This window comes from Thermobacillus composti KWC4, assembly GCF_000227705.2.
Classification (GTDB): Bacteria; Bacillota; Bacilli; order Paenibacillales; family Paenibacillaceae; genus Thermobacillus; species Thermobacillus xylanilyticus.
Genome location: NC_019897.1, coordinates 622,569 through 641,754 on the forward strand (window position 1 = coordinate 622,569; position 19,186 = coordinate 641,754).

The following is a 19,186-nucleotide window of genomic DNA, read 5'->3' on the forward strand; positions in this document are numbered from 1 at the left end:
ACCTTTATCGAAAGAGGAAATAAGAGGGACAGATGCCCGTATTGGGCGACCGGCTTCAGCACTTACTTATCGGAAGTGCATTCTCATACTTTCCATTTTTCCATTCTGCTTTGGTCAATGATGCGGTCTTCTGTCCCATGGTGACATTATCTCAGAACAGTTATAGGGTGACATTATCACAGAACAACGACATAATAGAAGATGACAATTGACAACAGGGAAAAGACAATGTTAATATAAGTGAAAATTTAATAGATTGGACGAACGGAAGCACCGTTCGCATCAGGCTGCAAGCCTGTGCGGGCGGTGTTTTTTTGTTTGCGTACGAAAGGAGCCGCGGCATGGTACCGATCTATCTTTGCGTTGCGGCGCGGGAAGCGGAATATGTGAGCCGCCTGGCCGACTATGTCCGGCAATCGCCGTACGGCCGCGAATGGCGGGTGACCGGCTTCACGACGGAAGATGCGCTGCACCAATATGTGAAGGCGGGGTATCCCGCGGATCTGCTGCTCGTTGCGCCGGAGTTCGCGGAAGCTGCAGGCGGGCTGCGGCCCGGCGTGCCGATTGCGCTGCTGGTCAAGCGGAGCGGCGAAGCCGGCGCTGATGCCGGCCTGCCGGAAGTCATGCAATATCAACCGATGCCGAACCTGCTCCGGCAGCTTGCAGCGATTCGCGCCGAGCACGGGGTGCCGCGTTCAACGGATGCCGGGAACGGACGCGGGACGCTGGTTGCGGCGGTCTATTCGCCGTCAGGCGGAAGCGGCGTCACGTCGACGGCGCTCTGCATGGCGCATCTGGCGGCCAGGTCGGGCGTGAACGCCTTCTATCTCGACCTGGACCCGTTCGGCGGCGCGGCCCCCGGCAAGGCGGACACGGAGGGCGGGCTGCCGGAGATGCTGTACGCTCTGCAGGCAAGGCCGGCGGAAGCGGCAGGCTTGTTTGAACGGCTGCGGACGCACGATGCGCAGCTGGGCATCGACCGGTTTCCCGGCGGCTGTCCGCCGGAAGAGAAACTGGTCTTGAGCGCCGATGCTGCGGGCAAGCTGATCCGGACCGTGGCGGCTTGCCCGGACTATGGCGCGGTCTTCGTCGACCTCGGCTCCGCGCCGACCGAGGCGCATCTGGAAATTTTCATCCAATCGGCCGCGATTTTCTGGCTCGTGCCGGATCATGCGGCCGGCTTGCTCAAGGCCGAAGCGGCGCTCGGGTTTTTCCGGCGCCGCCATCCGGACCGGTTCGCGGAAGCGGAGCCGCGCATCCGCTTTGTCGCGGCCCGCGCGGGCCAGACCGGCGTGTCCCGCGCGGCGGCAGGACTGCGCTTTGCCGGCCGGCTGCCGGAGGTGCCGCAGCTGCACGGCGCGGGCCGGCCGGAAGAGGCGGCCAGGTCGCCCGTGCTGCTGGGCGCATGTCTGGGGCTCCTCGGCGCGGCGGGATGGAAACCGGAAGGGGGGATGCCGGATGATCGGGGATCACGAGGTGCGCATGCTTCGGGAACGGGTCCGAAGCAGGATCAATATGCATGAGGAGTTGAGCGATGAGCGGCTGACGAACATCATCGAATCGGTCGTCTTCGAATGGGCCAGGGACAAACCGCTCACCGCAGCGGACAAGCATCAGGCGGTCAGAAGGCTGTTCCACGCCTTCCGCGGGCTCGACCTGCTGCAGCCGCTCATGGACGACCCGACTGTGACGGAAATCATGATCAACGGGCATGAGCACATCTTCATCGAACGCAGCGGCCGCATCATGCGATATCCGGGTGCGTTCGAGAGCCGCGAACGGCTGGAAGAGCTGATCCAGACGATCGTCGGCAGCGTCAACCGCGCCGTGAACGAGACGAATCCGATCGTCGACGCGCGGCTCATGGACGGCTCGCGGGTCCATGTCGTGCTGCCGCCGGTGTCGATCCGCGGGCCGACGGTCACGATCCGCAAGTTTCCGGAGCGGCCGATGCTGATGGTCGACCTTATCGCCCGCGGGTCGCTGACGGAAGAAGCGGCGGACTGGCTGTCCCGGCTTGTCCGCGCGAAGTACAACGTGTTCGTCTGCGGCGGCACCGGGACGGGGAAGACGACGTTTCTGAACGCGCTCGCCCATTGCATACCGGCCGACGAGCGGATCGTCACGATCGAGGATTCCGCGGAACTGCAAATCTCCGGCATTCCGAACCTCGTCTCGCTCGAGACGCGCAACGCCAATCCGGAGGGCCGCGGCGAGATTCCGATCCGCGCGCTGGTGAAAGCTTCGCTCCGCATGCGGCCCGACCGGATCATCGTCGGCGAAGTGCGCGGCGGCGAAGCCCTGGACATGCTTCAGGCGATGAACACCGGTCATGACGGCTCGATGTCGACTGGGCATGGCAACAGCCCGCGCGACATGCTTTCCAGGCTGGAGTCGATGGTGCTGTCCCAGGCGGATCTGCCGCTGGCGGTCGTCCGCAATCAGATCGCGTCGGGCATTGACCTGCTCATCCATCTGACCCGGCTGGTCGACGGAAGACGGTGCGTATCGGAGATCGTGGAAATGGCCGGCATAAGAGGCGGAGAATACGAGCTGAATGTGCTCTTTACCCGCGGTCTCGGCGATGCGGAAGACCGGCGCGATGGGAAACGGAATGAAGCGGGAGAACTTCGCCGGACGGGGAACCCGCTGATCCGCGCCCGCAAGCTGCGGCTGGCCGGCATCGCCGACCCGTCCCGCGGCGCATCTCCGCCGGAAGCAGCGGAGCAGCAAGCCGGAGATGCGGCGCCGGAGGAGGCGGGTCAATATGCGTGATGCCGCCCGGGTAATGAGCGCTGCGGCAGCGCGGGAACGGAAACGATCCCATGCAGGCGGACGAAAGACCGGGGGACGGCCGGCCTCGGCCGTCAGGCTTGCGGGTTGGCGGCGGAAGGCCGTTGCGGCAGCCGGAATGGCGGCAGCCGGACTTGCCGCTGGGCTGTACTACCAGTCGCTGTGGGCAGGCCTGCTGTTCGCGCCGCTCGGCCTGTACGCGCCGTCCATGACCGAGCGGGAACTGGAGAACCGGCGACGACGCAGGCTGAGAGAGCAATTCAAAGAGGCGCTGCATTGCCTGGTCACATCGCTGTCGGCCGGACGCTCCCTCGAGAATGCGTTTTTGGCGGTGCCGGATGAGCTGAACATTCTCTATCCGGACCCGAGGACCGCGATCCGCCGTGAATTTGAGTTGATCCGGATCGGCATCGTCAACGGGGCGCGCCTGGAAGACGAGCTCCGCCGATTCGCGGATCGTGCCGGGCTCGGGGAAGCCGCGCGGCTCGCCGAAGTCATCGCCGTCGCGAAGCGCTCGGGCGGAGACATGGCGGCCATCGTCCGCAGCTCCGCCCAGCTGCTCGGGGAGAAGATGGAGGTCGAGCGGGAGATTGCGGTCATGACCGCCGGCAAGCGTTTCGAGTCCCGATTGATGATGGGGGCGCCGTTCGCTTTCGTCATGCTGCTTGCCGCCATGGCGCCGGATTACATGGCGCCGCTCTACGGCAGCGCCGCCGGGTATGCGATTCTGACCGTCGGGCTGGCGGCGCTGGCGGGATGCGCATGGCTCATCCGCAAATTCATGTCGATTGACGTGTGACGGAGGTGACGGACAATGCGGGTTTTGGCGCTGCTCATCGCCGGCTGCTGGCTGATCATGACGGCGATTCCGCTGCTCCCGGCGCTGCGGGAGGCGCGTGCTGCCGGGCGCAAGAAGCGGGATTGGAAGGACTTGCTCCTCGCCGAACCGGTCGAGCGGCTGATCCTGGAGCGGGTGAGCCGGCTGGCCGCGGTCCAATCGCTGCTTGCCGCCGTACATGCCGACCTGCAGCGGATCAGCGGACGGGCGCCCACGTTCGCGGAATCACGCCGTTATCTGTCGCGCGCGGTTGGAACGGGATTAGCGGCGGCCGGTCTGACAGCTTGCATTGCGCTTGTATCCGGCGCGACGGACGTGCTGCCGGTCGGGTTGGTGGTTGCGGTGCTCCTGCCGGTATCGAACATCCGGTCGCTCAGGCGGCAGGTCGAGGAGCAGCGCCGCACCGTGCTGCGGGAACTTCCCGAACTGCTCTCCGTGCTCATGCTGCTCGTCGGCGCCGGCGAGTCGCTGCAGAACGCGCTGCTTCGCTGCGCCAGGGAAGGGGAAGACGGACATCCGTTGTACCGGGAACTGAAGCGGGCGATGTACGCGATTCAGAACGGCGAATCGTTCCAGCTTGCGATGGACGGGTTCGCGCGGCGGGTCGGCGTCCAGGAAGCGTCCGTCCTGACGTCGGCGCTGCTGCTTCAATACCGGAAAGGCGGTTCCGATTTCGTTCACGCCCTGCGGGAACTGTCGTTCAACCTGTGGGAGAAGCGCAAAAGCATCGCAAGAACGAAAGGGGAAGAAGCGGTATCGAAGCTGTCGCTGCCGCTGGTGCTCATTTTCTTCGTGCTGATGTTGATCATCGGATCGCCGGCAATTTTGGGCTTCCAATAAATCTGTAATTTCAACGGGAGGAATGTCTGATGTTGATGTCGCTATGGAATCCGCTGCGCCGCGGTGCCGAGAAGTTGCTGCGCGACGAGGATGGAGCAGGCGTGGTCGAAATGATTATGATCATCGCCGTTGTCATCATCGTGGCGATTATTTTCAGGGATCAGTTGCTCTCCTTTGTAAAGAATTTGATGAACAAAGCGGAAACGACTTCCAATGATATGTTCAATTACAAAAAATAAACGGCCAATCCCGCTCGTTCGATCCGAATCCGGCAGCTTCACGGTCGAATCAACGGTCGTGTTCCCGGCCGTGTTCCTGGCCGTGTTGGCGCTGCTGTTCGGGGCGATGATCATCCACGAGCGGGTGCTGCTCTACCACTCGGCTTCCGCCGCGGCGGAGAGAGTTGCCTTCCGCTGGGACAACAGCCATCGCGACCCGGTCACCGGCGTTGCTCCGACCGGCAGCTATGATCCGCTGTATTGGCGGTTGACGGACGACAGAATGTTGCAGTCAATCTTCAACCTGGGCGGCGATGCGTCGGAAGATGCCGTGATCGATTTGCCGGCGAACGTCGGGAGCGAAAGGCGGCAGGACGGTCTCATTACAACCAAGCTGCTGAACGGAGCGGGCCGCGTGCCGGAGAAGTACAACGGACAGGCGGCCTACCGCCGGCAGCTGGTGTTGAAGCGGGTGGCGGTGGAACTCGAGACGTTCGATATTCCGGCGGGAGCTGCACGGCTTACCGGGATAGCGGGTATTCGCGCTTCCGCTGCTGCGCCGGTGTCCGACCCCGTCGAACTGATCCGCACGGTTGATCTCGTTCGTTATTACGCGGATCGTTTCGGCATCGGCTCGGGCGGAGCGGAGCAGCGGGCGAAAGCCGGCGGCATTCTGCGGAAGCATGCTGACAAGGGGAGAGGAAGCGGATGAAACGCCGGCGGTTCAAAGGCGCGGCGCTGTGGAACAGCCGGGACGGCTCGGTCAACGTGTTTCTGATCGGCATAACGGCCGCCTTGTTCTTGTGCATGGCGGTGCTGATCGATTTCGCCCGCATCGCCGCCTTCGAACGGCTGGCGGAGTCTGCCGTCTATTCCGGCGTCCGGTCCGCATTGTCCGCGTATGACGGCACGCTGTACGAACGATACGGCCTGTTCGCGCGAGGCGGAACGGACAGCGGAGAAATTTTCAACCGTGTCGTGACGGCGGCCATGAAGCCGGAAAATACGGACCGCGGTTTGAAGCTGCTGCGGACGGACATGACTTCCGGCGAGGTGTCGCCGGGAGATACGCTGGGCCTTCACGCGGTACTCGAGCGGCAGATCCTCGAGGAAATGAAGTACAAGGCGCCGATTGATTTCACGCTTGAATTGGCGGAACGATTCCAAGTGATCTCTCCCGGCCTCAAGGAAGCCGCGCATGCGGCGGATACGATGAAGCGGCTGCAAGAGCTGTTCGACAGCCGCCAGCGCCATCTGGAGGAAGCGCTCCGGAACCAGAAAGAAGCGGCCGCGGCTGCGGCGTCCTCGGGCATGGCAGCCCTGATTCCGTACCCGTCAGGTTCGGGGGGAGGGAATACCGCCGCCGCTGCGGCAAGCGGATACGGCAATTACGTCGCATGGGTTCGGGCGGAAGCCGAGCGCAGGGCGAGGGAAGCCGAATGGCAGAGGCAGACCGAAGAATTGCTGAGGCAGTGGCAGGCCGCATGCGGAGGCGGAGCGAGCGGCACGGACAACGGATGCGCATCGCCTCCGGTCATTCCGCCGCCCGATCTCGGACCGAGCTACGCCGCCGAGATCGCGGCGTATGAACGGTCCGCAAGGGAAACGGCGGCCGGTCTGATGCAGGCGGCTCGTACGGCTGCGGACAAGCACGCACGGGCGATCGCCGCCGCCCGGCAAGCCGTTGATGCCGCCGCGGCCGACAATGAGCGGATGGCTGACATGCTGCGGACGGCTGGGCAGAGCGGAGCCGGAAACCCGGCGGCCGCGGAAGACGGGACGGGACAGGCGGCCGGCGAAATTCGTTCCATTCTGGAGGATGCGTCCCGGCTGGTGCTTGACGCGGGCTGGTTCGAAGATTACCGCCGGGAACTGGCCGTGCAGGATGCGGCCGCGGCCGGTCTGCAGCCGCAAGCCGGCCTGTTCGAATCGGCCGCCGCGCAGGCGCTCGCAAGCCCGGATACCCGGAATGCATCGGCGCTGGAGGCCGCTGTCGACAAACTGTTCCGCGGCTACCAGGCCTATGCCTCGCAGTATTCCGGTGCGGATGGCGCAGGCTCCGGCAACGTTATCGCGGCGCGCGCTCAGGCGATCGCCGAATTGAATGCCGCGGACAATCAACGGCAGGAATTCGAGCGCCAATCCGAGACGAAACGCGGCGAGGCTGCGAAATTGCTGCTGCAGATCGCGCAGCTGCCTTACGACGAGCAAGCCGCGAAGGAGTTCGAGCGGGTGCGCAAGCGCTATGAGGCAAGCCTCGCGCTCAACGAGGCATCCTCCTCGCCCTCGGGCGGTTCGAATGCCGGCCTGAACGATGAAAGCGGCGAATATGCGAAGAACGCGGCGGGCGAAGCGGCCGGACTGTTCGGATTGCTGGAAAGCGTATCGGCGGATCTGCGGGACGAACTTTACCTGAACGAGTACGCCGCTTCGCGGTTCGAACATTTCCGCCCGCAAAATTTGTCCGGGTTGGTTTCGCAGACATCATCCGGAACGGGCGGTTCGACAGGCGGTACGAACGGCGGCAACGCAGGCGATCTTTTATTGTCCGTTTCCAATCAGGAAGTGGAGTACATTTTGTACGGCATCCACAGACCGGCGGGAAATATTGCCGCCGCCTATGGGGAGATCTTCGCCGTCCGCACCGCCATCCGCCTGATGGAAGGGCTGGTGGAGTGCCGCAAGTTCGGCCATCCGCTGGTCGTTTTTGCCGCGGCGGTGGCGTACAGTCTGGAGCATGCGCTGATGGACATGACCGAGTTGATCCATACCGGCAAAACGAAGCTGTCCAAATGGCTGAAGATCGACATTACATACCGGGACTATCTGCGCTTGTTCCTGCTCATTCACGGAGGCAAAGCGGAGAAGCTTGCCCGTGTTGCAGCGTTGATCGAGCACAGGACCGGCTACCGGCTGTCCGGGATGCCGACATCGCTGACCGGGCGCGCGGACGTGTCGGTCAATCTGTGGTTTCTGCCGGGAGTGATGAAGATGCTGGCTTCCGGCGGCATTTTACAAGGAAAGGTTGTGGGCGGCCGCTATGAGAGCACGGTGGCTGCCGGGTCGTCGTATTGAGCCGTCATCCGACACCGGGGGAAGCGTTACGGTTGAAGCTTCGCTGATCATGCCCGTCTTCCTGATGACGTTCATCCTCCTCATCGCCATCATCCGAATGGCGATGACGCAGATGGCGCTGCAAGATGCCGCGGCCCAGACCGCTCGGCTGACGGCCGCGCACATGTACCCGATTCAGCAGGTCCTCCAATCCAAGAGCGGCGCGCCGTCTTCCCGATCGGAAGGCCGATCATCCGAAAGCCGGCCCGCGTCGTCCGGGCTCGGTCTTCTGGCCGGCGAACTTGCGGGCAATCTGCCGGAACCGGCGGGTCCGCTGCTTGAAGCGGCATTGCGGGGGGACTGGAATGCGGCAGCCGACATCGCGGCGGCGCCGATCGGCGAGGCTGTCTTCGGTCCGTTGATCCGTGAATTGGCTGCGGAATCGGCGCTAGATCCCGACCGCATCCGGGTTACCAGGCTGTCACTGCCCGATTTTTCGAAAAGCGGCGAGGAGTTTTTCCGGGTCCGGCTTGCCTACGATTTTCCGTTGGCTCTGCCGTTCACAGGCTCGCATGTGACGCTCTCGGCGGACGCCGAAGAGCGCGTCTGGGTCGCCGATCCGGCTCCGGCGCCGACGCATCCGGAAGACGGGGACGGATCGGACAGGGTCGTCATCGTCTCGATCGAGCCTTCGCCGCTTCGTCCGGGCCGGAAAGCGAAGCTGACCGCGATCGGCAAGCCGAATGCGAAGCTGAATCTGGAGGTCTGGTACAAGAGCGGAAAGAGCAAGGCGAAAAATCTGGGCGAGAAGACGGCGGACGAACACGGCATCGTGACCTGGGAGTGGCACGTATCGGGCAATACGACGCCCGGCGTGTGGGAACTCGAGGTGACCTCGGAGGACGGCGCGAAAGCGCACAGCTTTTTCATTGTGCAGAAGGCCGGCAGTGCGGGGGAATGACAGCAGGCGCAGGCATGGAGATCTGACATTCGTTCAGGAAAGCTTGGGAAGAGAACCAACAGAATGGGAGGGATGCATGATGTACTTGGGCGCCGCGGGAGCGGCGATTCTGCTGACGGCCGCGTTCGTCAGCGACATCCGGACGATGCGCATTCCGAACCGGCTGAATTTCGCCGCCTTGGCCGCCGGGGGATTATTCCATATGGCGGAAAGGGTCTGGAGCAGGTTGAACGATGCGGCGCCGGATGCCCGGCCCTGGCTGCTCGCCGCGTTGGAAGCGGCAGGACAGGGGCTGCTGACCGCATGCGCGGGAGCCGGGGCGGGATTTGCGCTGATGCTGCTGCTGCACCGTCTGGGAGCCGTCGGCGGCGGCGACGTCAAACTGTTTGCTGCGCTCGGAAGCTGGATCGGCGCGCGGGAGACGATCGATTGCGCCATTTATGCCGTCCTGGCGGCCGGAGCTTACGGGTTGCTGTGCCTGATGATCGGCAGGCACAGAGCCGTGCGCTGGAATCTGCTGCGAGAAGACGAAGCGGCAGACGGCGCAGAATCTTCGCCGGAGACCGGACGGAATGCGGGCGTGCGGAAATGCCGGTTTCCGTTCATGATCGCGGTGATCCCCGGGGCGATTGCGGCATGGTTATGGTGAAGACGCCCAAGATCGTCGGGAAACGGGGATGACCGGCGGGAAAGGAGTGCGAGATGGAACGGATTCAAGTCGATTTTGCCATGCAGCGCGGCCACGAAATGATCATCCGCCGTGATCCGCCATTTGCGCGCGCGGATCTGGATGAAGTGGACCTGCAAATGCTGCAGGCCGAGCGGCCGCCCGGGCTGCTCGCCGTCGATTGGTTCGAGATGGACGGAAGCGTGACGTTCCGCTACGCGATCGACGGCCGGAAATTGCTTTCGCATTGGCTGATCACCGGCTCGTTCGGGATGAATGAATATATCAGCCTCATGCTGGGCATCGTCGAAGCGCTGGACAACTGCGGGCACTACCTGCTCCGGGAGTCGTGCTGCCTGCTGGAAGAGAAGTTTCTGTTTATCGGCGGCGATTGGCGCGATGTTGCGCTGACGTATATCCCGCTCCGCGAACCGCACGCGAAGAAGCCGATTCGGGAAGAACTGCTCGGCCTTGCGGTCAGACTCATGGGCAAAGTGGAGCGTGTGGACGGGGAAGTCGTGCAGACCATGCTCCGTCTGCTGGATGACCCGCCTGCTTCCTGGTCCAAATTGCGCGTCGGTTTGCTTCAGCTGCTGGTTTCGGAGCCGCGGGGCGCGTCCGGTTCACCGAATGCGGACAACCCGCGGGCAACCCCATATGCACATCCGGCCTCAAGCCTGATGAAACCGGAGAACAGCGCGCCGCACGTTGCGGAACGGTCGGATTGCCCGCAGGCCCCGGGGGTTGTCCATGCGCCGGATCATGCGGATAACCGGACCGGTGAAGCCATTGAATGGCACGCGACGGCGGATGACGGGGAACAGCCGGACGGACCGGCGAAGAACCGGTTCGACCTGCTCGGCAAGATCATCAGACGCGAAGAACCGGCGGATACCCCGCCACCGGAGACGTCGATGTTTGACGACCGGGAATGGCCCGGGACGACGGGCCGCATCCGCGACGCGGGAAGGGCGCGCTGGTTGTCGGCGTCCGGCGCCATACTGGCTGTCGCGCTGATCTGGCGGTACATCTATCTGCCGTCGCCGGGCACGGACCGCCTGCTGATCAGCCTGGGCGCCACGCTGCTTGCCGCGGGCGGGCTGTTCCTGCTGTGGCAGCGGCTGGCGGCCAGAAATCACGGGCCGCTTGATGACTCGCCATCCGCCGGCGCATCCGGCGGCATCGGCGATCCGGAAGCCTGGCGGCCGGATGCGGAATCCGGCGGCCGATCGGATGACGCCGGGATCCGGAACGATGCCGCCGAACTGCGGTTTCCCTGGCTGGCGGATTTTGCGCGGGACAATCATCAGGCATCGGATGCTGCGTTTGCGGTTCATGCGGCAACCGGAGGATCGGGTACGTCCGGAGGCATTGGAGCGGGAATGTTTTCCCGCTTGCCGGAAGGCATGGAAGCGGAGGGAAGCCCGGGAATGATCGGCGTCGGAACGGCGGACGAAGAAACGGGGCTGCTGGCGGATGAGACCGTCCTGCTCCATCAGGACGGGCGGGAACGTCAGGGCGGCAAGTTCTGGCTGGTGCGCGAGCATGAAGGGCAGCATCGGCGCATCCCCGTCGAGCCCGGCATTACGGTCATCGGCCGTTCGGAAACGCATGCCGGGATCGTCGACACGGCGGAAGGCGTATCGCGCGCGCATCTGGAGATCGAGTGCGACGGTACCGACGTGAAAATAAAAGATCTCGCCTCGCGCAACGGAACGCTGCTCGGCGGCGAGATCATGGTGCCGTACAAGGAATACCTGCTGCAAGACGGCGGTGCGTTTCGGCTTGCCGGACCGGACGGGCCGAAATATACGCTGCGGAAGAGCGGTTGATGCCGGGCATTTTTTACTTTCTTACAATGTGGCCGAGCAGATGCCGCACCGCTTCGTCGATGGTCGGGTAGCGGAAGGTGAAGCCCGCTTCCAGCGCCGCGGCCGGCAGCGCCCGCTGCCCTTCGAGCAGGAGTACGGCCATCTCGCCGAACAGGAGGCGCATCAGAAACGCGGGCACCGGGAACCAGTGCGGCCGACGAAGCGCCGCGGCGACCGCCCGGCCGAACCGGTCGTTCGTCACCGGTTCCGGCGCCGATCCGTTGATCGGCCCCGATACATGCTCGTTGTCGAGGCAGAACAGGATGAGCCGCGTCATGTCCTCGATATGGATCCAGGAAATCCACTGGCGGCCGCTGCCGACCCTGCCGCCGACGAACAGCCGGTACGGCAGCGCCATCAGCGGGAAAGCGCCGCCATCCGCGCCCAGGACAAGGCCGACGCGCAGCTTGACGAGCCGCCGGGCGGGAATCCGGTCCGCCGCTTCCTCCCATTCCTTCGTGACGGCGGACAGGAAGTCGGTCACCCGGCCCGGGCTCCGCTCGTCGTACGTGTCCGTCTCGGACATGCCGTAATACGAGATGCCGGACGCGTTCACGACGACCGGCTTGTCCCGCATGGCGCGCACCCATCCCGCCACGGCGTCAGCCGCGTCAATCCGCGACCGAAGCACCCGGTCTTTCGCGGCCTGCGTCCACCGTTGATTGATGGTCTCCCCCGCCAGGTTGACGATGGCGTCCGTTCCTTCCAGCAATTCAGGCCGTTCAGTCAATTCATCCCATGTCGATTCCGTCAGATTCGGGTGACGGAGCTTGAGCCGTCCCCGCTTCCGGGTCACCACCCGGACTTCGTCTCCCCGTTCAAGCAGCGCCCGAACGAGCGCACCGCCGATGAAACCGGTGCCGCCGGTAACCGCCACGCGCATGTCCGACGCCTCCCCCGAGCGATCTTCAGGATTTCAACAAATGCCGGTACGGACTGTAATCGATGCCGTGCTTGTCGAGGAACGAGATCAGGCTGCGGTAGTCGCGCCTGGGCGTCGCCTTGATGTAGCCTTCGATGCAGTGTTCCCGCGTCACTTCGGAAGCGCCGCTCTCGACGGCGATCTTGCCGATCTCCGCGGCGATGGAATGTTTCGCAATGTCCCGGAACGGTTTCGGCACCGGCGATACGAGCAGATCGAGGAATGCCTTCGACTCTTCCGTCCACAGCGGCCGGCTCTTCTCGACCCAGTAATTCTGCCAGTCGAGCTTCGACATGCCGTCCTGCTTCGGCATGATCTTGAGGAATTTGCGGAACATGAAGTAGCCGCCGATCGCCATGGAGACGACCAGGACGACCGCCCAGAATAAGATGAAATACATGAACCCGTTATGGACATTGCCCATCTTGATCCGTCACCTCTCCCGATCATTATACCGCACCGGCCGGCGATTTTCGAACAACGATTCCTTGAACGGCCGGTCCGGCTGCCGGGGATTCCAGCCGGGGCTCGGGCAAGCCTTGCGCCTCACATTGCCAACGGGGTCTCGCGCGGCTTGTCTTTCAAGCGCCGGCCGATTCTGTTAGAATAGTAGGAAATGTGCTGTCGGGAGGGGTAAAGGTGCTCAAGATCGGTTCGCATGTGTCTTTTTCGGACAAGGGGCTTGTGACGGCGACCGAGGAAGCGGTGTCGTACGGCTCCAGTTCGTTCATGATCTATACAGGCGCGCCTCAGAATACGCGGCGGAAGCCGATTGAAGATCTGTACATCGAAGAGGGCAAGGCGCTCATGAAGGAGAGCGGCATCGACGAGATCGTCGTGCATGCGCCGTATATCATCAATCTGGGCTCGTACAAGGACGACACGTTCGAGCTGGCGGTCCGTTTTCTGCAGGAGGAGATCCGCCGCACGCACGTGATCGGCGTCGATCATATCGTGCTGCACCCGGGCGCGTACACGGACAAGGACCCGGAGTACGGCATCGCCCGGATCGCGGAAGGCCTGAATGAAGTGCTGGCCGGGACGGAAGGGCTGAACGTGAAGATCGCGCTTGAAACGATGGCCGGCAAAGGGACCGAAATCGGCCGCACGTTCGAGGAGATCGCCGCCATCATCGACAAGGTGAAGGACAACGACCGGCTGTCGGTCTGCATGGACACGTGCCACATGCACGACGCCGGTTACGACATCGTGGGCGATCTCGACGGCGTGCTGCGCGAGTTCGATCGTGTCGTCGGGCTGGACCGCGTGGCCGTCGTCCACATCAACGACTCCAAAAACCCGCGCGGCGCGGCGAAAGACCGCCATGCGCCGGTCGGCGCCGGCTACCTCGGCTACGAGGCGATCAAGCGGGTCGTCCATCACGAGCTGCTCGAAGGACGGCCGTTCATCCTCGAGACGCCGTGGATCGGCAAGGACAGCAAGAAATCCCGGCCGATGTACGAAGCCGAGATCGCGCTGCTGCGCGGCGACGCGAGGGAGCGCTTCGGCGAAGACTTCTTCGATCATGTGGAGCGGCTGCACCATTTCTTCGACAAGGAAGCGATCGACGGGCGGACGTACGTGCTCTCGGTCTGGGAGACGCTGAAGAACGACGCCAAGGCGAAAAAGGCCGATCCGCGCGAGCCGATGGACCGGCTGTATGACCTGGTGATCGAGAACCGGGTGCTGCCGGAAGATCTGACGGAGGAAGCGGTGAACCACCGGCTGACCGCCTGGTTCGCCGGCAAGCAGCTTCTGAAAGAAGCGTGACCGCTTGAACGCTTTTTAAGCCCCGACCCGGCTTTCATGACCATACGAACGGAAGGAAGTACTAAGCATGCAGCAGAATGTCTACAAGCCTCAACATCCGATTGAAAGGAGCGCCAACCGGGCGCGGATGCTGATCTCGTGCCCGGACCGTCCGGGCATCGTCGCCGCGGTGTCGCAGTTCCTGTACGAGCACGGCGCGAACATCGTGTCGTCGGACCAATACACGATGAATCCGGACGGCGGCATGTTCTTCATCCGCTTCGAGTTCGACCTCCAGGACCTGGACCGGGAGCTGCCGAAGCTGCAGGAAGATTTCGTCCGCGTGGCCGACCGGTTCGAGATGAAATGGCACATCTTCCGGGCGAGCCGGAAGAAGCGGATCGCGATCTTCGTCTCGAAGGAAGACCACTGCCTGCTGGAGCTGCTCTGGCAATGGCAGGCCGGCGATCTGGACGCCGAGATCGCGATGGTGATCAGCAACCATCCGGACATGCGCCAGCTCGTCGAATCGTTCGGCATTCCGTACCACCATATCCCGGTCACCCCGGAGACGAAAGCCGAAGCCGAGCGGCTGCAGCTCGAGAAAGTGCACGAGGGCAAGGTCGATCTGATCGTGCTCGCGCGCTACATGCAGATCATTACGCCGCGGTTCATCGAGTATTTCCCGAATCGGATCATCAATATTCACCATTCGTTCCTGCCGGCGTTCGTCGGAGGGAAACCGTACCAGCAAGCCTATGACCGCGGGGTGAAAATCATCGGCGCCACGGCCCACTATGTGACGGAGGAGCTCGACGGCGGTCCGATCATCGAGCAGGACGTGCAGCGGGTGTCGCACCGCGACGACGTCGCCAGCCTGAAGCGGATCGGCCGGAACATCGAGCGGACGGTGCTCGCCCGCGCGGTGAAATGGCATCTCGAGGACCGCATCATCGTATTCCAGAACAAGACGGTCGTGTTCAACTGATGGCCGCGTGCCCGGCGCACCGCCAATGGTGAAAGTGGAAAACCGACTGGGCAAATGATACAATATTTGAAAATTGTTCTGAGAAAACGCTGCCGCCCGCACGTTTCGGGAGCGCCGCGGCACACGGAAGAGACATGGGAGGAAACGCAATGTCGGTTACGCAGAAATCCATCGATCAATTGTCGATTGACACGATCCGCACACTGGCGATCGACGCGATCGAGAAGGCGAAGTCCGGGCATCCGGGCATGCCCATGGGCGCCGCTCCGATGGGTTATCAACTGTTCGCCCGCACGATGAAGCACAACCCGTCCAATCCGTCCTGGATCAACCGCGACCGGTTCGTGCTGTCGGCCGGCCACGGTTCCATGCTGCTCTATGCGCTGCTTCATCTGTCCGGTTATAATCTTCCGCTCGAGGAAATCAAGAATTTCCGCCAATGGGGCTCGAAGACGCCGGGGCACCCGGAATACGGCCATACGCCGGGCGTCGACGCGACGACCGGTCCGCTCGGCCAGGGCATCGGCATGGCCGTCGGCATGGCGATGGCCGAAGCGCAGCTGGCGGCGACGTACAACCGCGAAGGCTATCCGGTCATTGACCATTACACCTATGCGATCTGCGGCGACGGCGACCTGATGGAAGGCGTCGCGAGCGAGGCGGCTTCGCTTGCCGGCCACCTGAAGCTGGGCAAGCTGATCGTGCTGTACGACTCGAACGACATCTCGCTGGACGGCGAGCTGAATCTGGCGTTCTCCGAGAACGTGGCGCAGCGTTTCGAAGCTTACGGCTGGCAGGTGCTGCGCGTCGAGGACGGCAACGATCTGGCGGCGCTGGCGAAGGCAATCGAGGCGGCGCAGGCCGAGAAGTCGAAACCGACGCTGATCGAAGTGAAGACGGTCATCGGCTACGGCAGCCCGAACAAGGCGGGCAAAGGCGGCCACGGCGGCCCGCACGGTTCGCCGCTCGGTCCGGATGAAGCGAAGCTGACGAAGCAATTCTACGGCTGGGACCCGGAATCGGAGTTCCATGTGCCGCAGGAAGTGCGCGACCATTTCGCGCAGGTGAAGGCGCGCGGCGAGCAGGCGAACGCGGAGTGGAACAAGCTCGTCGAAGCGTACAAGGCGGCGCATCCGGAGCTCGGCAAGCAGTTCGAGCAGGCTGCCGCCGGCGAACTGCCGGATGGCTGGGACGCCGATCTGCCGGTCTATGACGGCAGCAAGGCGGTCTCGACGCGCGTCGCTTCCGGCGAAGCGCTCAACGCGCTGGCGAAGCGCGTGCCGAATCTGGTCGGCGGTTCGGCCGACCTCGAAAGCTCGACGATGACGCACCTGAAAGGACTGCCGGTGTATAAGCCGGGCAGCTACGACGGACGCAACATTTACTTCGGCGTGCGCGAGTTCGCCATGGCGGCCGCGATGAACGGCATCGCGCTGCACGGCGGCCTGAAAGTGTACGGCGGCACCTTCTTCGTGTTCACGGACTATCTCCGTCCGGCCGTCCGACTGGCGGCATTGATGAAGCTGCCGGTCGTCTATGTCCTGACGCACGACAGCATCGCGGTCGGCGAAGACGGGCCGACCCACGAGCCGATCGAGCAGCTCGCCTCGATCCGGGTCATTCCGGATCTTACGGTCATCCGTCCGGCCGATGCGAACGAAACGGCCGCCGCATGGCGCTACGCGGTCAAGAACCGGTCGAATCCGGTGGCGCTGGTGCTGACCCGCCAGAACCTGCCGATCATCGAAGGCACGGCCGAGCTGGCGCGCACGGGCGTCGAGCGCGGCGCTTACGTCATCTGCGATGCGCCGAACGGCAAGCCGGCCGCGCAGATCATCGCGACGGGTTCCGAAGTGCAGCTCGCGGTTGCGGCGGCGAAGGCGCTGGCCGAAGAAGGGATCGGCGTCCGCGTGATCAGCATGCCGAGCTGGGATCTGTTCGACAAGCAGGACCAGGCGTACCGCGATTCCGTGCTGCTGCCGGACGTGAAGGCGCGCCTCGCGGTCGAGATGGCGCATCCGTTCGGCTGGGAGCGCTATGTCGGCGAGAAGGGTGCGGTGCTCGGCATCAGCACGTTCGGCGCTTCGGCGCCGGGCGACCGGCTCATCCGGGAGTTCGGCTTCACGGTCGAGAACGTCGTCGCCAAGGTGAAGTCGCTCCTCTGAGCCGCAAGCATCCCCGATATCGATTGAAAGTCCCGCTTTTGCGGGACTTTTTTCATGCTCGCATTTAACAATTCCTCAAATTCCATACGATTTTTTTTACACAATCCTACGATTTTCATACAAAATCTTGATTTCTGCGCCCGGCGATCCGATAAAAAAGTCGTATAACGCGCGTTCATGGCCGTCGATAACTTTGGGTAGGAGGACTTCAAGAATGGCGAAAAAATTCGACGGAACTGCAGACGAAACAGCAAAGAAAGTCATCGGCAAGGCAAAGTTACCGCAATTGCTGAAGCTCGGTTTTCTCCGGCACGTGAGCGTCCGCCACAAGCTGACGGTCATTCTGGTGTCAAGCACGATCTTCATGTTGTGCATCGGTTTGGCGGGATTCATCACCATGACGCTCATGAATGCCCAGATCGAGAGGCTGGCGTCGGACAACATCAAGACGATTGATTTGGCGAACGAAGCGGCGATCATCGGCCAAGCCATCGAGGTGGATTCCTACCGGTATCTGATGGCGACGGACGAGGATGCCCGGGAGATTGCATACGGCAGTGTAAGAGAACACGGCCAACGTTTCAGGGAAGTCATGGAAGAGCTGAAGTCGACGGAAGTCGGCAAGGCGGAGAGCGATCGGATCGAGCGGATCGAGGCGATTGATCTCCAGTATTCGAATCGCCGCACGACAGCCGAGCAACTGGCGTCGAGCGGCCAACAGGCTTCGGCGATCGCGTATTTCAACCGCGAGGCTTCCTCGCTGCTGGAACAGAAGAACCAGCTGCTGAATGAAATTACGGACATCAGCATGCAGCAAGCCGTCCAGGCGAACAGGGACATTCAGCACAGAATGAATATTGCGATCATTATTATGATCGTGATCATTTTGCTTGGTCTGCTCATCAACGGCGGGCTCATGCTGCGGGTATCGAGCCTGATCACGAAGCCGATGTCGGAGCTGCAGAAACTGATGGCCGACGCCGCCGACGGAGATTTGAGCGGCCGCATCGCGCTCGACTCGCGGGATGAGCTCGGCCGGCTGTCCGCTTCCTTCAACAAGATGATGGACGATATGAGCGACGTCATCCGCCGCATCGGCGATACGTCGGTGCAGCTTGCCGCATCTTCGCAGCAGTTGACCGCCAGCGCCGAGCAGACGGGCAAGGCGAGCGAAGTCATCGCTACGTCGATGCAGGAGGTTGCCTCCGGCATGGGCCGCCAGGCGGAGCAGGTGGCGGGCGGACTCGAAGCGACCAGGCGGATCAATGAACAGGCATCGGATGTCTCGGGCAAAACGCGGGCGGCGGCGGACAGCGCGCTTGAAACGTCGGACATTGCGCGGGACGGCAGCCGCACGATGCAGCAGGCGTCCGCGTCGATGGATGAAATCCAGCAATCCGTGGAGCAGCTCTCCGCGTCGATCCGTCTGCTTGAACAACAATCCGGGCAAATTGAGAAAATTGCGCGCGCCATCTCCGATATTGCCGGACAGACGAACCTGCTGGCGCTCAACGCATCCATCGAAGCGGCCAGAGCGGGCGAGCACGGCCGCGGCTTCTCGGTGGTCGCCTCCGAGGTGCGCAAGCTGGCGGAACAATCGCTTGAGGCCGCGAAGAGCGTACAACGTATCATCGCGGATGTGCAGGAGCATATGCAGCAAGCCGTGCAGTCGATGGATCTGACGAAAGAACGCGTGGACGAGGGACGGGCGGCCGTCGTAAGAGCGGACCAATCGTTCGGACAGATCGAAGAAGCGGTTGCCCGGCTTGCCGAGCAGATGCGGGCCGCAACGCTCGCCGCGCAGTCGATGGCGGAAGGCGCGGACCAGATCGAGAAAATGATCACGGAACTGCACACCATCAGCGACTCCACCCAATCGGAGACCGAGCAGGTGTCCGCGGCGACGGAGGAGCAGCTCGCGACGATGGAAGAAATGTCCGCTTCGTCCCAGCATCTGGCCCACCTGGCGCAGGAAATGGAGATGCTGATCGGCAAGTTCCGGCGGTAATGCCCGGCGAATGCCGGCACGCAAAGCTGACAGGCCCCGGTGAGGGGAGGAACGGCCCGCGTTCCTTGCCCGTCCGGGGCTTCATTTGTGCTGCCGCGCTCCCCGCGCGGGC

At 63.0% G+C, this 19,186-nt stretch carries 16 protein-coding genes; 14 read left to right on the forward strand and 2 right to left on the reverse strand.

Going from position 1 to position 19,186, the window contains the following annotated elements:
• Positions 1–341 precede the first annotated feature (341 nt).
• The 10 genes from THECO_RS02910 to THECO_RS02955 all read left to right on the forward strand — a co-directional run bounded on the left by THECO_RS02910 (position 342) and on the right by THECO_RS02955 (position 11,203).
• On the forward strand, positions 342–1,523 hold the full coding sequence (locus THECO_RS02910) for a P-loop NTPase family protein (RefSeq protein ID WP_015253573.1): 1,182 nt from the start codon (positions 342–344) through the stop codon (positions 1,521–1,523).
• A complete protein-coding gene (locus THECO_RS02915) occupies positions 1,459–2,775 on the forward strand; it encodes a CpaF family protein (RefSeq protein WP_052835809.1) in 1,317 nt (438 codons plus the stop codon). The genes THECO_RS02910 and THECO_RS02915 overlap by 65 nt, the downstream gene beginning before the upstream one ends.
• Positions 2,768–3,592: a type II secretion system F family protein gene (locus THECO_RS02920; RefSeq protein ID WP_015253575.1), complete on the forward strand. Its 825-nt coding sequence runs from the start codon at positions 2,768–2,770 to the stop codon at positions 3,590–3,592. Before THECO_RS02915 ends, THECO_RS02920 begins: the two co-directional genes overlap by 8 nt.
• 15 nt (positions 3,593–3,607) lie before the next feature.
• Positions 3,608–4,471: a type II secretion system F family protein gene (locus THECO_RS02925; RefSeq protein ID WP_015253576.1), complete on the forward strand. Its 864-nt coding sequence runs from the start codon at positions 3,608–3,610 to the stop codon at positions 4,469–4,471.
• A 29-nt stretch (positions 4,472–4,500) separates the two neighbouring features.
• Positions 4,501–4,710: a Flp1 family type IVb pilin gene (locus tag THECO_RS02930; protein WP_015253577.1), complete on the forward strand. Its 210-nt coding sequence runs from the start codon at positions 4,501–4,503 to the stop codon at positions 4,708–4,710.
• A 58-nt stretch (positions 4,711–4,768) separates the two neighbouring features.
• Positions 4,769–5,401 (forward strand): hypothetical protein, encoded by a 633-nt coding sequence (locus tag THECO_RS02935; protein WP_052835810.1) that lies wholly within the window; start codon positions 4,769–4,771, stop codon positions 5,399–5,401.
• The gene (locus THECO_RS20355; RefSeq protein WP_015253579.1) at positions 5,398–7,764 is read left to right on the forward strand and encodes a hypothetical protein; all 2,367 of its coding nucleotides are present in this window, start codon (positions 5,398–5,400) and stop codon (positions 7,762–7,764) included. Before THECO_RS02935 ends, THECO_RS20355 begins: the two co-directional genes overlap by 4 nt.
• Entirely contained in the window at positions 7,730–8,704 is a 975-nt protein-coding gene (locus THECO_RS20360) for a TadE/TadG family type IV pilus assembly protein (RefSeq protein WP_015253580.1), read from the forward strand. Before THECO_RS20355 ends, THECO_RS20360 begins: the two co-directional genes overlap by 35 nt.
• Positions 8,705–8,780: 76 nt before the next feature.
• Positions 8,781–9,353 (forward strand): A24 family peptidase, encoded by a 573-nt coding sequence (locus tag THECO_RS02950; RefSeq protein ID WP_015253581.1) that lies wholly within the window; start codon positions 8,781–8,783, stop codon positions 9,351–9,353.
• Positions 9,354–9,406: 53 nt separating this feature from the next.
• Positions 9,407–11,203, forward strand: coding sequence for a DUF6382 domain-containing protein (locus THECO_RS02955; protein WP_015253582.1), 1,797 nt, complete (start codon positions 9,407–9,409; stop codon positions 11,201–11,203).
• A gap of 13 nt (positions 11,204–11,216) precedes the next feature.
• Here THECO_RS02955 and THECO_RS02960 read toward each other — a convergent pair whose 3' ends face one another.
• Both THECO_RS02960 and THECO_RS02965 read right to left on the reverse strand, forming a co-directional pair.
• A complete protein-coding gene (locus tag THECO_RS02960) occupies positions 11,217–12,125 on the reverse strand; it encodes a TIGR01777 family oxidoreductase (protein ID WP_015253583.1) in 909 nt (302 codons plus the stop codon).
• Between the two features lie 25 nt (positions 12,126–12,150).
• Complete coding sequence (locus tag THECO_RS02965) at positions 12,151–12,588, reverse strand: DUF2621 domain-containing protein (protein ID WP_015253584.1); 438 nt, start codon at positions 12,586–12,588, stop codon at positions 12,151–12,153.
• 215 nt (positions 12,589–12,803) lie between these two features.
• On the opposite strand from THECO_RS02965, the gene THECO_RS02970 reads away from it, so the two are divergent.
• The 4 genes from THECO_RS02970 to THECO_RS02985 all read left to right on the forward strand — a co-directional run bounded on the left by THECO_RS02970 (position 12,804) and on the right by THECO_RS02985 (position 19,074).
• Positions 12,804–13,934, forward strand: coding sequence for a deoxyribonuclease IV (locus tag THECO_RS02970; RefSeq protein WP_015253585.1), 1,131 nt, complete (start codon positions 12,804–12,806; stop codon positions 13,932–13,934).
• Positions 13,935–14,001: 67 nt separating this feature from the next.
• Complete coding sequence (purU, locus tag THECO_RS02975; protein WP_015253586.1) at positions 14,002–14,901, forward strand: formyltetrahydrofolate deformylase; 900 nt, start codon at positions 14,002–14,004, stop codon at positions 14,899–14,901.
• A 149-nt stretch (positions 14,902–15,050) separates the two neighbouring features.
• Positions 15,051–17,066 carry a transketolase gene (gene tkt, locus THECO_RS02980; RefSeq protein WP_015253587.1) on the forward strand — a complete coding sequence of 672 codons (2,016 nt, stop codon included), beginning with the start codon at positions 15,051–15,053 and terminating at the stop codon, positions 17,064–17,066.
• Positions 17,067–17,280: 214 nt separating this feature from the next.
• On the forward strand, positions 17,281–19,074 hold the full coding sequence (locus tag THECO_RS02985; RefSeq protein ID WP_015253588.1) for a methyl-accepting chemotaxis protein: 1,794 nt from the start codon (positions 17,281–17,283) through the stop codon (positions 19,072–19,074).
• The last annotated feature ends 112 nt before the right edge of the window (positions 19,075–19,186 follow it).

Excerpts from the sequence above, each read along its gene's own strand:
- THECO_RS02910 (WP_015253573.1), top strand. The coding sequence starts at position 342 with ATGGTACCGATCTATCTTTGCGTTGCGGCGCGGGAAGCGGAATATGTG.
- THECO_RS02915 (WP_052835809.1), top strand. The coding sequence starts at position 1,459 with ATGATCGGGGATCACGAGGTGCGCATGCTTCGGGAACGGGTCCGAAGC.
- THECO_RS02920 (WP_015253575.1), top strand. The coding sequence starts at position 2,768 with ATGCGTGATGCCGCCCGGGTAATGAGCGCTGCGGCAGCGCGGGAACGG.
- THECO_RS02925 (WP_015253576.1), top strand. The coding sequence starts at position 3,608 with ATGCGGGTTTTGGCGCTGCTCATCGCCGGCTGCTGGCTGATCATGACG.
- THECO_RS02930 (WP_015253577.1), top strand. The coding sequence starts at position 4,501 with ATGTTGATGTCGCTATGGAATCCGCTGCGCCGCGGTGCCGAGAAGTTG.
- THECO_RS20355 (WP_015253579.1), top strand. The coding sequence starts at position 5,398 with ATGAAACGCCGGCGGTTCAAAGGCGCGGCGCTGTGGAACAGCCGGGAC.
- THECO_RS20360 (WP_015253580.1), top strand. The coding sequence starts at position 7,730 with ATGAGAGCACGGTGGCTGCCGGGTCGTCGTATTGAGCCGTCATCCGAC.
- THECO_RS02950 (WP_015253581.1), top strand. The coding sequence starts at position 8,781 with ATGATGTACTTGGGCGCCGCGGGAGCGGCGATTCTGCTGACGGCCGCG.
- THECO_RS02955 (WP_015253582.1), top strand. The coding sequence starts at position 9,407 with ATGGAACGGATTCAAGTCGATTTTGCCATGCAGCGCGGCCACGAAATG.
- THECO_RS02960 (WP_015253583.1), bottom strand. The coding sequence starts at position 12,125 with ATGCGCGTGGCGGTTACCGGCGGCACCGGTTTCATCGGCGGTGCGCTC.
- THECO_RS02965 (WP_015253584.1), bottom strand. The coding sequence starts at position 12,588 with ATGGGCAATGTCCATAACGGGTTCATGTATTTCATCTTATTCTGGGCG.
- purU (WP_015253586.1), top strand. The coding sequence starts at position 14,002 with ATGCAGCAGAATGTCTACAAGCCTCAACATCCGATTGAAAGGAGCGCC.
- tkt (WP_015253587.1), top strand. The coding sequence starts at position 15,051 with ATGTCGGTTACGCAGAAATCCATCGATCAATTGTCGATTGACACGATC.
- THECO_RS02985 (WP_015253588.1), top strand. The coding sequence starts at position 17,281 with ATGGCGAAAAAATTCGACGGAACTGCAGACGAAACAGCAAAGAAAGTC.